Raw genomic sequence first — 12,189 nt, 5'->3', positions numbered from 1 at the left:
CATATTAGAGGGTTGAAAATGAAGAAGACAATTATCGCGCTTACATTAGCTGCTTCAGCATCAAGTGCACTCGTTGGAACCGCCAACGCATGTTCTCGTATCACGCTTGATACGCCATATGGTGTATCTCAAGTTAGAACACTTGATTGGGGACAGAAACTTGGTACGTATGCGATTATGTCACCAGCGGGTGTTGAGGTGGCAACTAAAGCGGTTCCATCGTACAAAACCGCGGCGAAATGGACGGTGAAGTATCCGACATTGAACTTAGAAGAACGTGCCGTGTTTGTCGATACATCGGGTGAAGCTATCAACAATCAAGGTTTATCTGCTTCAACTTTATATATGTACGATTCGCAAGCATTCATCAAGGATTATAAGGACACCGGTGCACCGGCAGTTAACTGGGGTGATGCAGCAGCTTTCATGGCGCAAAACTTTAAAACGGTAGAAGAAGCGGTCGCTGCGTTTGAAGCAAATGAATTCCAGTTTGCTTGGGCCGATGGTATTCATGGTACCCAGCATGGCTTGCATATTTCGGTACAGGACAAATCTGGTGACATTGCTTTGTTTGAGCTCAATGAAGGCGGCAAAATGATGGTGCATCGCGGTTCTGTGAACGACAAACTGCGAGTAATGGCGAACGCCCCTTTGCAGCAATATCACGATGAGAATGCGACAAAAGTAGGTGACTTTAATCATGTCGAAAATGGTCATGACATCGGTTCTACCATCTCATCCCCAGAAAGAATGCTACGAGGCTTGTACAACTCTGCTCATGTTAAGTTTGACCCACAGGCTTCATGGGCACAGACAGAAGGTAAGCTCCAATCCACATTCGATTCAGGGAATCTGGTGCCCCAAGACATTATTGACCCAGCAAACGGTGAAACATATGCCAGCTGGATTCAATATACCTACAACTTCGAAAATGGCTCATTCAAGATGCGCAACTTTGATACGTACAGTGAGATTCGCATCGACCTCAATCAGCTTAACGACATCAAAACCGTATCGTGCGCTGATTTAGTAGAACAAGCTGAGCTATCAAATATCGCTACCTTCTCTACGTGTAGTTAACCCTTCTTATCACTCTGGCAATGCCTTGTGAAATCCACGGATGACCTAATTAAAGGGATTTTTGTTTAATTAGGTATAAATATGAAAAACACTATAACTGCCATGGCTCTAAGTTTGATTACTGCGGGCGTTTGGGCAAATGAAGTGACATCGACTCACCAAAAAGATGTCGCTCCAGAAGCTTCGGTTCAAGATATTAACTATGGCGACCCGACGGCTCTATTCTCAATGGTTGGGCTGTCTAGATCAAACGATCGTACTCAACTCAACAGTGTATTTGGTTGGGGACAAGGGCATATGGTCTTCGCTGATTTAGGTATCGGTGACAAGAAAGATATTGAAGGCAAGACAGATATAGATTACCGCGTTCGCTATTTTAAGGTTAACGACGGCCTAGGTTATTCCTTGGATGTCATCGGAAATCGAAATATCACGACGACGCTAGCGGGTGCTATCTACAAGATCGAACTTACCCCTAATATCTCTGTGTTTCCAATGCTTTACGGTGGCTATATGGATAGCAAGCACGACATCGCGGTAGAAGGTAAATCGTCCTTTAAAAACTCGGCGTTAGTTCAAGGCGGTCTTTATGCGATGTATGGGTTTGATGCTGGTCACTGGCTCTATGCCAACCCTAAAGCGACATACATTACTCGCGCCAAAGAATTTGTTCCACAAATAGAAATTGGCGGCGGCTATATGGTGACTGATTACGCCTCCATTGGTTTCAAAGTTGAGCATACCGCGGACAATAAAGTGAGCAAGAAAGACACGGTCAGTTGGCTACAAGCCAGCTATTACTTTTAGTTGAGGTAAACCTGTGGAAGACACACTAGACATTGTTGCCATGTGTGTCATGGATGACCGCAGTTTTATTTTGGCGTTTCTAATCGGTGCGGCCTTTATGATGTTTTGGTTTGAACTTCGTCGCTGGAGTTCAGGCAAGAATAACGCTGAATAGTGTTCTAGCGACGATTAGAACAGGAGGTGCCTTTTAATTAAGGCACCATTTTTAATGACTGCCATGAATTAGCGAACGTTGGTATTGCTTTGGAGTTAGGCCGTAAGCATTCTTAAACAGTCTTATGTAGTGAGAAATATTGTCATATCCGGCTTCATAGGCAGCATCAGTAACACTCAATTTGTTGAGACTTTGTTTTGAGGACTGCAGTCTAAGTTGAGTGAGGTATTGTTTAGGGCTTAGCTGTGTTGCTGCTTTAAATTTCTGAGAAAAACTCGACTGAGACAATCCCACTTCTTCTGCTACCTGAGCTAACGTCATCTTTAGTCCCATAGGTGAATTCATAATCCTAATCGCTTTACTGATGGGGTGAGAGCGATGGTTCGAGATGATACTTTGGCAAGTATTATTGCGCAGCAACTCAAACACCAATTCTTGTCCGGTCAGGTCGATCAGAAAGTCCATGCAGGCTTCTTGCTCTCGAAGGATCTCTTGCATTCGAGTGTGTAGTTTGTCGATTCTTTTGTTGATGGAATTGACCGCGAAACTTTGTGACTCTAATGCTGTTGGTGAATCGACTTCTAGAGTATCAGCAACACGTTGACTGACGCCTTCAATCATTTGTTCATCGAACTCATACACCAGTGCTTTGGTGTACTCAGGCATCTTCATGTAGATGTTCGAATTAGGTGGTAACAGAACAAATTGGTCACGGTTGTATTGGAAGCTCTGCGACTGATTGACACTCACCGATTTGGTGCCTTTTAAAATGGTACACAGGCGAGGAGCATCGTAAGAGCGGTACTCATCGTGAAAGTCTTTTGGAAGATCGTAATAGAGTAAGTTTAAGCTACCGGTAGATAGTGCGTACTCACGTTCTGCCACTCGACTAAAGCTGTTTAGTTTATGCATAAATAATGCGTCTTTCTGTTTTCATCGCCTGAAAGCTAATAGTAAGGAGATGGCAAGAAGGTAACATTGATCTGAGTTAGGAAAGGCGGGAGCTTTTTAAACGCAAAAATGCAGGCAATCGGTTGGCCTGCATTTTTGTGATGTTGCACGTTAAACGTGTCGAATAATTACAGCGCTGAATCTAAGATGGCTACGATTTCTTCGTGGTTTGCTTGTTTAGGGTTGGTGAAACCACAAGCGTCTTTTAGCGCGTTCTCTGCAAGTACATCGAAGTCGTCGCGTTTTACACCAAGCTGTTCAAGACCAGCCGGAATGTTCACATCTTTAGATAGCTGACGAATAGCATCAAGACCTGCATTCGCGGCTTGCTCATCAGTCATGCCATTAGTATCAACACCCATGGCGCGCGCGACGTCAGCTAAGCGTGCAGGTACTACCTTAGCGTTATACTGCTGAACGTGTGGTAGCAAGATTGCGTTACATACACCATGAGGAAGATCGTAGAAGCCACCAAGTTGGTGAGCGATAGCGTGAACATAGCCCAGTGAAGCATTGTTAAACGCCATACCTGCCATAAACTGCGCATAAGCCATGTTGTCACGTGCAGTTAGATTGTCACCGTTTTGCACCGCCTCACGAAGGTTTGCTTGCACCATTTCGATAGCTTTGATCGCAACGGCATCCGTGACTGGTGTAGCTGCGATAGACACATAAGCTTCAATCGCGTGCGTAAGTGCGTCCATCCCAGTTGCCGCTGTAAGAGACGCAGGCTTAGCCAGCATCAACTCAGGGTCGTTTACAGAGATAATTGGCGTCACATTCTTGTCTACAATTGCCATTTTGATGTGGCGAGCCTCATCTGTGATGATGCAGAAACGTGTCATTTCAGAAGCAGTGCCTGCCGTTGTATTGATTGAGATCAGCGGTAACTGAGGCTTCGCTGATACATCAACACCTTCGTAGTCTTTGATTTCTCCGCCGTTAGTCGCAAGCAATGCGATACCTTTTGCGCAATCATGAGGGGAGCCGCCACCGAATGAAATCACACAATCACACTGATTGCCTTTTAGTAGCGCTAAGCCATCGTTCACGTTCTCGATAGTTGGGTTTGGTTTAGTCTCGTCAAACACAACCGCTGCTACGTTTGCACTATCAAGCAAAGTAGTGAGTTTACTTACTGCGCCCAGCTCGTTTAAAACCTTGTCGGTAACGATAAGAGCTTTAGTAAAGCCATGTGATTTAATAGCGTTTACCGCTTCTTCAAGACAGCCGACACCCATTAGGTTTAATGATGGAATATAGAAAGCGTTAGACATGCTCTACCTCGTTCAATGTTTAATAATATTTTTGACCGCACATCTCAAGAAACAGTGGCATTACCGCGGGGGCAGTAAAGCACTCGTACTACCACTTTAGAGGTGCTTTTTATCGTTGATTGAAGAGTAACAGTAGGTTTGAATAGCAAACTAGCGCAGATTTTATAGAAATAGTCGAAATTTGATTAGCCTGAATGTTATGAGAATATTTATATTATAAATTAGTAGGTTAGCGGATTAAAAAGAAGTGCAAAGTCGGTGACTAAGCGACTCTGCACTTCGAGGGGGAGGCGGTAAGGTGATACCGCCGATTTTTCTCTGTTGAAGGTGATTCAACAAATTGAGAAAGGGTTTACATCACGAGTCCGTTATCATTGCGCTAAAGCGACTTTCATCTGTTCGGCGACTTTGTCGACCTTTCCTAGTCCTATGATGACTTGAATACCGTTCTTACCAACTGGAACAACGCCTGCGGCACCAAGTTGTTTGAGTTTTTCTTTGTCTACAATGCCAGAGTCTTTTACTGATAGGCGTAGGCGAGTAATACAATTGTCTACTTCAGTAATATTGTCACTACCACCTAGGGCTTCAATATACTGGTGAGTTAAGCCTTCGATACCTTGATCACCGTCTACCGCTGTTTCTTGCTCTGGAGCCATGTCTTCACCACGACCTGGCGTTTTTAAGTTGAATTTCAAAATAGCGAAACGGAACACGCAGTAGTAAATGGCGAAGAAAACTAAGCCTTGCACAATAAGCATATACCACTGAACAGCAAGCGGGTTTTGACTAGACAGGACTAGGTCGACAAAACCGGCGGAGAAACCAAATCCTGCGATCCACTGCATACTTGCAGCAATATATAGTGAAATACCAGTCAGTACGGCGTGAAGTAAGTACAGACCTGGAGCTAAGAACATAAAGCTAAACTCTAGTGGCTCAGTAATTCCTGTAAAGAAAGAGGCCATCGCAGCAGCAAGCATGATAGAAAACACGGCTGATTTGTTCTTTTTATCTGCACAGTGGTAAATCGCCAATGCTGCACCAGGAAGACCAAACATCATGATTGGGAAGAAGCCTGCTTGATACATGCCAGTCACACCAACCGTAGCTGTTCCGTTAGCAATAGACTGAGCACCGCCTAAGAAGTTAGGAATGTCATTAATGCCAACGACATCAAACCAGAAAACAGGGTACAGGGCGTGGTGCATGCCAACGGTCAACATTAATCGGTTAAAGAAGCCAAATAGACCTGCTCCTAATGCACCCATAGATTGAAGTTTAACGCCGAACACGATAAGAGCGTCATACACTACAGGCCAGACATATAGAAGCACGAAGGCTAACAGCATACCCGAAATAGAAGTCAGAATAGGGACTAGGCGCTTTCCACTGAAGAATGCCAGCGCTTTAGGTAGCGTTACACCTGAGTAGCGATTGTAGATTTCAGCAGAGACTATACCGACAATAATACCAACAAATTGGTTGGAGATTTTGCCAAAGGCTGCTGGAACTTCGTCAGCACTAATACCTTTAAGTTGCTGCACGGTTTCTGGAGAAAGAAGAGTTGTCAGTACTAAGAAGCAGATAAAACCAGACAATGCAGCAGAGCCATTCTTGTCCTTGCTTAAACCAAATGCAACACCAACGGCAAACAACACTGCCATGTTATCGATGATTGCACCGCCGGACTTAATTAAAAACGCAGCAAGGGTACTGTCTGCTCCCCAACCTGTTGGATCCAACCAATATCCAACCCCCATTAAAATCGCAGCGGCAGGCAGGGTGGCCACTGGAACCATTAATGCCTTACCTACTTTTTGCATATAGCCGAGTATGTTCATTCAAACCTCTTTGTGTTTATTATCCACGGAACTTGCGCCCTGTACTTGCTTGCAACGACAGGGTGTTTATTCGTTTTCTAGTTGCTATTTGAAACTTATTTATCGATGCGAACAAACTAATTTTCGGGTACTATGGATTAAAATTTTTAATAAGTAGAGGCCGTGTTATGGCGAATGAACAAACCTTATTGAGGAATCTGCATACCTTCCATGTCGCAGCAAAAGTACTGAGTTTTACCCTTGCAGCGAAGGAATTGCACTTGACTCAGGGTGCGGTGAGCCATCGAATTAAGGTGCTTGAGAAGTCGCTTGGTTTTAATCTATTCACCCGAGGAACAAGGAAACTGGGGCTTACAGAGGAGGGCGAACGGTTTCATCAAACGCTTTCAAAATCGTTGTACTCCATTTTTGGTGAGATCGAAGAAATTAAATCGACGGATATGAGTGGGGAGATCACGATAGCCAGTTCGCCAAATTTTGCCTCGTCTTGGTTAGTACCAAGACTCAAAGATTTTAATCAGCGCTACCCCAACTTTAATGTAAATATTCTTGTCCACGAAGAGCAACAGAACTTCGAGAACGACCAAGTTGATATCGCGTTTTACTATGGCGATGACAAACCAAAGGACTGCTTCGTTAAACCTCTCTTTGGTGAGCGCTATATTCCTATTTGTTCGCCTGAATACGCTCAACGACTTAAGCTCTTTGAACGTGGCCTAGATGGACTGAAAGAGGTCAATCTTATACATGCATTAGGGTCAAATGTCTGGGAGCGCTGGATTAAATATCACGACTATGATCTCAATATCTTTAGACACTTTTATTGTGTTGGGCATCGAGGGTTAGATCTGACCGGAGCCCTGAACTCACTTGGCTTAGCGATGGGGAGGTATTATTTTGTTAAAGACTATATTGAGAGAGGCGAGTTGGTTTGCCCTTACCCTTCAATGAGCACTAGCCAAACTTATGATTTGGTATGTCTAAATGGTCATGAAGAAAGACCAAAAATCCGGACATTTATTCATTGGATCGATAGCCAACTATAGTGTTGGCTATCGGAACGAAAATTTAGAATGGATGATCAACCATAATCCAGAAGTTAGTGCTTTCTGGAGACTTAGCTAAATCGGCACGAACGACCAATCCGGCCATCAATGCACGAACTGATGCGCCGCCATCGTACTTGAGATCGGTAAGAAGTTCGTTCGCCGTGTAGGCAGAACCTACGCGACCTACCTCAACAAAGCCTACAAGTTGGATCCAGTCTACTCTCAAGAAATTCAACCAAGAGATATCTTTAATAGGGTTATAGGCCAACGTATAACGATATTCTGCAGAGCCATAAATCACGGCTTTGTCGTGGAATCGGTTATTGTCGTAGCCACGCATACGAGTAAAGCCACCTAAAGTTGCCCCCTCATTATAAGGTGCATTTCCGGTTATAGACTGAGTGCCATTAGGGTTATCCGTTACTTCCCAAGTAGGTGAATAACCGGTCCAGAAGTTCATCGCGATAATTCGTTGTGATGCCCAATCCGACTTGCCGAGCGAAAAGTATTTGCTCATATCAAGTTCGTTGAACGACCACTGCTTTTTAGACTCAAACCAGCCCCAATCGTGAGAAGTTGCGATGTATTGTCGGCTACCGTAGGAAGGGTTGGGGGCAAAGTCGGTATTATCGTAGAGTATGCCAAACTCCATCGCATGAATCGCGCCGTCGACGTCCCCTTGTTGAAACTCAAAAGATTGGTATCGATTAAATTGGCGAGCTACAAAGATAGTTGAGCCGCTGATCAACGGATTCCACTCTTTACCTCCGGAAGGCTCTGAGACTAACAAACCGTTGCGGATCTGATAGTCAACGAGTCCTTTGTCTCTGGTTACACCAATAGGAAGTACATACTCCATCTTGATATCAAACCAGTTAGATGCGCCATCCGCTTCCAAATAATCTAGATTAGATGAGCCATTGCTACCGGGACGAGGTGGGGTGTAATAGGCATTACCTGAAGTATAAGCACGTTGTTTTGGGTAATACCCAAACATGCCGTATGCACTCAAGAACACGCGTTCGGTTCCTGGAATCATGTAGTTCCAAACACCTCCAGCTAGTGCATAACTGGTTTCACCTCCAAAGACAGTGCCACCTATGGTCATCTGGTCTTGGTAGATACCTTTTATCATGCCGCCAACACCGACATTAAGCCCCATGGTCTCTGTACTAAATAGGTAAGGCAGTACCATGGATTCTCTAATTCTGTCTGGCGTTTCCTGTCGGTCAATACGCGACTTGACGTTAGTTGGTGTCGCTCCTTGCGCCACCACTGCAGTGAGTGAGCACGATATAGCAGCGATGACACTTATAATACGGCGATATGTCATACGAGTTAGACTTCCTTGTGAGATTTTTCATTCTTATTATGGTGTAACGATAAATAGCCTAACGTTATTTTAGGAGATAGAAAACACTAAGTGGTTATTTTGGCGGCTTTTTAACAATGGTTTTGTAAATTTAGTGGTTATACGTGCAAATATAGAAAACCCAAGCCGTGGCTTGGGTTATAGAGTCGCGAGTGAAGATTACTACATACGCGCCTTTAAATATTCCAAAGCCCCAACCACAGACGCTACTTGAGCATCGTTACACTCTTGTGAGGTGACTTTTGGACTGTCTGGATAAACTTCAGTTGTGGTTGAGTACTCACAATCCGTCATGCCGGTGCAAAGGCTGAGCTTTTTCAGTGGGTAATTGATGACGCCATTCTGAACGACTTTAGAACCGATAATATTGCCATTTTGGTCTGGCGGGGCAATATGAGTCACTTTTTCTACATGTTGGATAATCGTCGCTTGAAATTCATCTGCGGGATTCTCGGTATTGCCGACAAGATAGAAACCGTCAGGAACATTGTCCTCGATGTAGTCGAGACCATCGCGTGCCGCTAGTGCTGGTCGAAACTCGCTTTCATCTGTATCCGTTGTTTCATGTAAATCGATATGTGCCCAAACAGTGGTATCTAACGATGCAACCATCGCCATGAGGTTCGCAGACTCTTCTGCTGGTGAATCTGTATAGAAAGAGCGATTAGGGTCGACAGCATTCGGGTTCCAACGATTGATCGTTTCATAACCCCAAGGACTGACACATGGTGCGATAACGATGTTGAACAGAGACTCGTAGTGAGAGGCGTTTTCTCTGGCGAACTGAAGCGCACCGTGGACGCCAGAAGTCTCATAACCATGAACACCACCAGTAACAAGAACCGTTGGCTTCTGTGAATCCCAAGATTTGGTTTTTAATACGAAGAGTGGGAATCGATCAACATCATATGAAAGCGCACCATATTGCTCAATATTGAAGGTATCTTTTAGCGCTGCGATCTTTGGGAGTACATCTTCGCTGTACAGACGCTTAACAGTAGTCGATTCGCGCCATTGGATAACGTTTTCCTCAGTCCATTTCTGTCCTGGGGTACCGATAGGGTAGTGAAACTGGTTTTTCATGGTTTCCATTCTCGATATTGTTTGTGCTGCAAGAATAGCTTTGCAAGGTTTAACGTGCAACGAGCATGGTGTGAAGATTGTGACAAATCATTTTCGGACCACTGAGCTAGCGGTCCAAACGGCTCGTTTGATCGCGTTTAATCGCGGTTTGCTTGTTCAATCGCTGACATGAGTTTGTCAGAAATCAGGGCTTTTTGATTGGTGGTGAAATCAAACATGACGATCGTCGCTGTCCCCGTCGTGGTGACTTTGCCAAGCTTCTTGCTGACCACTTGATATTCCATCTTAAAGCGGTCTTGTTGTACCTCATTAATTCGAGAGCCGACAAGTAATGTATCGGGGTAGGTGACAGGCAGTTTATAGCGGCAATAGGTTTCCCCAAGTACTGGGCCTATATTCGTGACTGCCATGTCTTCCATTAGATTAATGTGACTGAAGTAGTCGAGTCGCGCGGTTTCAAAGTATCGAAAATACACTGCGTTATTGACGTGATTAAGTGCATCCATTTCGCCCCAAGCGACAGGGATCTCTGTAACGACAGAGTAGTCCTTAAGTAACGATTCCATATTGTTATCCCTTATTAAGTTTGTGCATTTACTCTATTTTGGAATTAACAATAATGCAACATTAACGGTGCGAAGTTGAGTACCCCGTTTGGGGGTTTATTCAATAGGTAGGGTTGAGAGGCATTTTCGGCACAAACACAGATCGGATTTTTCGATAGAAGACGTATCGCGCTTGTCCAGTTCAAAACACCAACAGGTATCGTGGCCCGCAGAGATGTCACAATAGGCGGCTTCTCCACATTTGGGGCAAACGTGTGTAGTTGCAGAACCTGCTAACTGCTCCATTTTGTCATCGCGTTCTTCTTCTTCCATTAAACGCCATGCAGACAATTCGTCCATGGTACGAAAGCAACCAGAACAAATGCCACCTTCGTTTTTACAGGCGGCTTTACAGGGAGTGGCGATAGCAATAGTTTTAGTCATAGATTTAAATCAATAGGTTGCACAGTTTGTTCTAGAGCGTTAGAATTAAATGGTAATAATTATCATTTGCAAAAATAAATGACGACACTCTTTTTAATTATTGGCGTGATGTTTATTCTCGCCTTAGCTCGCAAGCTTGCATTCTCCAACATAGCGCTCGCTTTGTTAAGTGGATATTTAGTGTTGTGGCTCTATTTGGATAACTCCACCCTAACGGCAATCTGTTTGCTGCTGTTTGCACTGTCGCCAATTTTGGTGCGAGTAAAAAGCCGCAATATTAGTTTTATCTTGTTCATTCAAGCTTTAATTTTGCCAGTTGCGATTCATTTTGGGATGACGTCGCTGCCGATTCAGTAACGTTCCCTAATCAATAAAAAAGGCTCCCATTGAGAATGGGAGCCTTGACGATAAGTACATCAGTAAAAATTACTTCACTTGCCAGTTGACCGTTTCTCCGCCACGGATAGGTACAACAATGTCATTACCGAATGGCATGGTTTCTGGCACGTTCCATTCAGATTTCTCTAGCGTGATAGTATCTGTGTTACGTGGTAGTCCATAGAAGTCTGGGCCGTTGTGGCTTGCGAATGCCTCTAAATTCTCTAGCTTGCCTTCTTGCTCGAATACTTCTGCGTATAACTCTACTGCTGCGTGAGCAGTGTATGAGCCAGCACAGCCACAAGCGGCTTCTTTTTTGCCTTTAGCGTGTGGTGCAGAGTCAGTACCTATGAAGAACTTCTTACTTCCGCTAGTTGCCGCTTCTACTAATGCTTGTTGATGCGTACCGCGTTTTAGAATTGGTAGGCAGTAGAAGTGTGGCTTGATACCGCCAACGAGCATATGGTTGCGGTTATACATCAAGTGGTGTGCGGTAATTGTTGCTGCTACGTTGTCGTTGGCATTTTTAACAAACTGAGCTGCATCGGCTGTCGTAATATGCTCAAGAACAATCTTAAGGTTAGGGAAGTCGTTAACGATTGGAGCCAGTACCGTATCGAGGAACTCTTTTTCACGGTCGAAGATGTCAACGTCGTGAGTAGTCACTTCACCGTGAACCAAAAGTAGCATTCCAACTTCTTCCATTGTCTCTAATACAGAGTAGATGTTCTTTGCTGAAGTCACGCCAGAATCTGAGTTCGTTGTTGCACCTGCTGGGTACAGTTTTGCCGCTACCACACCTGCCGATTTGGCTTTACGAATTTCTTCTTGAGAGGTGTTGTCGGTTAGGTACAGCGCCATAAGAGGCTCAAACTGCTCAGATGGTTTTTCGGCCATGATGCGCGCTTTATACGCAAGTGCCATTTCAGTGTCAGTGACAGGTGGGATAGTGTTAGGCATGATCAATGCGCGGCCGTTGTAGCGACTGATGTCACGAACGGTATCTTTTAGTACTTCGCCATCGCGAAGGTGAACGTGCCAGTCGTCAGGACGAGTAATAGTCAATGTAGTCATTTGGGCTCCCACCAAGTTAGATTCTTCTTGAAACGGAGCCTAAACGGCCGCGAAAAATGTGAATGCAATCGCTTACGTTTAGGCGACAGGATGATAGAGGAAAACGACTTAGATTTCACTATGTTTCTGGG

Annotated in this window: 13 protein-coding genes; 5 read left to right on the top strand and 8 right to left on the bottom strand. The window is 44.5% G+C overall.

Features of this window, described 5'->3' with window-relative positions; genetic code table 11:
• Nucleotides 1–18: 18 nt before the first annotated feature.
• The 3 genes from JKJ11_RS21565 (at nt 19) to JKJ11_RS21555 (ending at nt 2,041) form a co-directional block, all read left to right on the top strand.
• Nucleotides 19–1,080, top strand: a complete 1,062-nt coding sequence (locus JKJ11_RS21565; protein ID WP_252039152.1) for a linear amide C-N hydrolase — start codon at nt 19–21, stop codon at nt 1,078–1,080.
• Nucleotides 1,081–1,161: 81 nt separating this feature from the next.
• The gene (locus JKJ11_RS21560) at nt 1,162–1,887 is read left to right on the top strand and encodes a hypothetical protein (protein ID WP_164491480.1); all 726 of its coding nucleotides are present in this window, start codon (nt 1,162–1,164) and stop codon (nt 1,885–1,887) included.
• A gap of 13 nt (nt 1,888–1,900) precedes the next feature.
• A complete protein-coding gene (locus JKJ11_RS21555) occupies nt 1,901–2,041 on the top strand; it encodes a hypothetical protein (protein WP_006070900.1) in 141 nt (46 codons plus the stop codon).
• 51 nt (nt 2,042–2,092) lie between these two features.
• Here the strand turns inward: JKJ11_RS21555 and JKJ11_RS21550 are convergent, their stop codons facing one another.
• The 3 genes from JKJ11_RS21550 to nagE all read right to left on the bottom strand — a co-directional run bounded on the left by JKJ11_RS21550 (nt 2,093) and on the right by nagE (nt 6,113).
• The gene (locus JKJ11_RS21550; RefSeq protein ID WP_252039151.1) at nt 2,093–2,953 is read right to left on the bottom strand and encodes a helix-turn-helix transcriptional regulator; all 861 of its coding nucleotides are present in this window, start codon (nt 2,951–2,953) and stop codon (nt 2,093–2,095) included.
• Nucleotides 2,954–3,120: 167 nt separating this feature from the next.
• Nucleotides 3,121–4,269 carry an L-threonine dehydrogenase gene (gene yiaY / locus JKJ11_RS21545; RefSeq protein WP_006070903.1) on the bottom strand — a complete coding sequence of 383 codons (1,149 nt, stop codon included), beginning with the start codon at nt 4,267–4,269 and terminating at the stop codon, nt 3,121–3,123.
• Between the two features lie 371 nt (nt 4,270–4,640).
• Nucleotides 4,641–6,113 carry an N-acetylglucosamine-specific PTS transporter subunit IIBC gene (nagE, locus tag JKJ11_RS21540; RefSeq protein WP_252039149.1) on the bottom strand — a complete coding sequence of 491 codons (1,473 nt, stop codon included), beginning with the start codon at nt 6,111–6,113 and terminating at the stop codon, nt 4,641–4,643.
• 167 nt (nt 6,114–6,280) lie between these two features.
• On the opposite strand from nagE, the gene JKJ11_RS21535 reads away from it, so the two are divergent.
• Complete coding sequence (locus JKJ11_RS21535) at nt 6,281–7,159, top strand: LysR substrate-binding domain-containing protein (RefSeq protein ID WP_096441940.1); 879 nt, start codon at nt 6,281–6,283, stop codon at nt 7,157–7,159.
• A 22-nt stretch (nt 7,160–7,181) separates the two neighbouring features.
• On the opposite strand, the gene JKJ11_RS21530 is transcribed toward JKJ11_RS21535, so the two are convergent.
• From JKJ11_RS21530 to JKJ11_RS21515, 4 genes are all read right to left on the bottom strand, one after another.
• Nucleotides 7,182–8,495 (bottom strand): BamA/TamA family outer membrane protein, encoded by a 1,314-nt coding sequence (locus JKJ11_RS21530; protein ID WP_252039148.1) that lies wholly within the window; start codon nt 8,493–8,495, stop codon nt 7,182–7,184.
• A gap of 201 nt (nt 8,496–8,696) precedes the next feature.
• Nucleotides 8,697–9,617, bottom strand: a complete 921-nt coding sequence (locus JKJ11_RS21525) for a M14 family metallopeptidase (protein WP_038222200.1) — start codon at nt 9,615–9,617, stop codon at nt 8,697–8,699.
• Nucleotides 9,618–9,754: 137 nt separating this feature from the next.
• Nucleotides 9,755–10,183: an acyl-CoA thioesterase gene (locus JKJ11_RS21520; RefSeq protein WP_252039146.1), complete on the bottom strand. Its 429-nt coding sequence runs from the start codon at nt 10,181–10,183 to the stop codon at nt 9,755–9,757.
• Nucleotides 10,184–10,279: 96 nt separating this feature from the next.
• On the bottom strand, nt 10,280–10,588 hold the full coding sequence (locus JKJ11_RS21515; RefSeq protein WP_031495200.1) for a DUF1289 domain-containing protein: 309 nt from the start codon (nt 10,586–10,588) through the stop codon (nt 10,280–10,282).
• Between the two features lie 96 nt (nt 10,589–10,684).
• Here JKJ11_RS21515 and JKJ11_RS21510 point away from each other — a divergent pair, with 96 nt between their 5' ends.
• On the top strand, nt 10,685–10,963 hold the full coding sequence (locus JKJ11_RS21510; RefSeq protein ID WP_006070915.1) for a hypothetical protein: 279 nt from the start codon (nt 10,685–10,687) through the stop codon (nt 10,961–10,963).
• A gap of 69 nt (nt 10,964–11,032) precedes the next feature.
• Here the strand turns inward: JKJ11_RS21510 and pyrC are convergent, their stop codons facing one another.
• Nucleotides 11,033–12,058 carry a dihydroorotase gene (pyrC, locus tag JKJ11_RS21505; protein ID WP_006070917.1) on the bottom strand — a complete coding sequence of 342 codons (1,026 nt, stop codon included), beginning with the start codon at nt 12,056–12,058 and terminating at the stop codon, nt 11,033–11,035.
• Between the last annotated feature and the right edge of the window lie 131 nt (nt 12,059–12,189).

Origin of the sequence: Vibrio sp. SCSIO 43133, from assembly GCF_023716845.1 — a bacterium.
Classification (GTDB): domain Bacteria; phylum Pseudomonadota; class Gammaproteobacteria; order Enterobacterales; family Vibrionaceae; genus Vibrio; species Vibrio mediterranei.
The sequence above is the reverse complement of the archived record's forward strand: the minus strand, read 5'-3'. Positions and strand labels throughout refer to the sequence as shown.

Bases quoted from the DNA above. Each gene is read 5' to 3' on its own strand.
- JKJ11_RS21565 (WP_252039152.1), top strand. From the start codon at position 19: ATGAAGAAGACAATTATCGCGCTTACATTAGCTGCTTCAGCATCAAGT.
- JKJ11_RS21560 (WP_164491480.1), top strand. From the start codon at position 1,162: ATGAAAAACACTATAACTGCCATGGCTCTAAGTTTGATTACTGCGGGC.
- JKJ11_RS21550 (WP_252039151.1), bottom strand. From the start codon at position 2,953: ATGCATAAACTAAACAGCTTTAGTCGAGTGGCAGAACGTGAGTACGCA.
- yiaY (WP_006070903.1), bottom strand. From the start codon at position 4,269: ATGTCTAACGCTTTCTATATTCCATCATTAAACCTAATGGGTGTCGGC.
- nagE (WP_252039149.1), bottom strand. From the start codon at position 6,113: ATGAACATACTCGGCTATATGCAAAAAGTAGGTAAGGCATTAATGGTT.
- JKJ11_RS21535 (WP_096441940.1), top strand. From the start codon at position 6,281: ATGGCGAATGAACAAACCTTATTGAGGAATCTGCATACCTTCCATGTC.
- JKJ11_RS21530 (WP_252039148.1), bottom strand. From the start codon at position 8,495: ATGACATATCGCCGTATTATAAGTGTCATCGCTGCTATATCGTGCTCA.
- JKJ11_RS21525 (WP_038222200.1), bottom strand. From the start codon at position 9,617: ATGAAAAACCAGTTTCACTACCCTATCGGTACCCCAGGACAGAAATGG.
- JKJ11_RS21520 (WP_252039146.1), bottom strand. From the start codon at position 10,183: ATGGAATCGTTACTTAAGGACTACTCTGTCGTTACAGAGATCCCTGTC.
- JKJ11_RS21510 (WP_006070915.1), top strand. From the start codon at position 10,685: ATGACGACACTCTTTTTAATTATTGGCGTGATGTTTATTCTCGCCTTA.
- pyrC (WP_006070917.1), bottom strand. From the start codon at position 12,058: ATGACTACATTGACTATTACTCGTCCTGACGACTGGCACGTTCACCTT.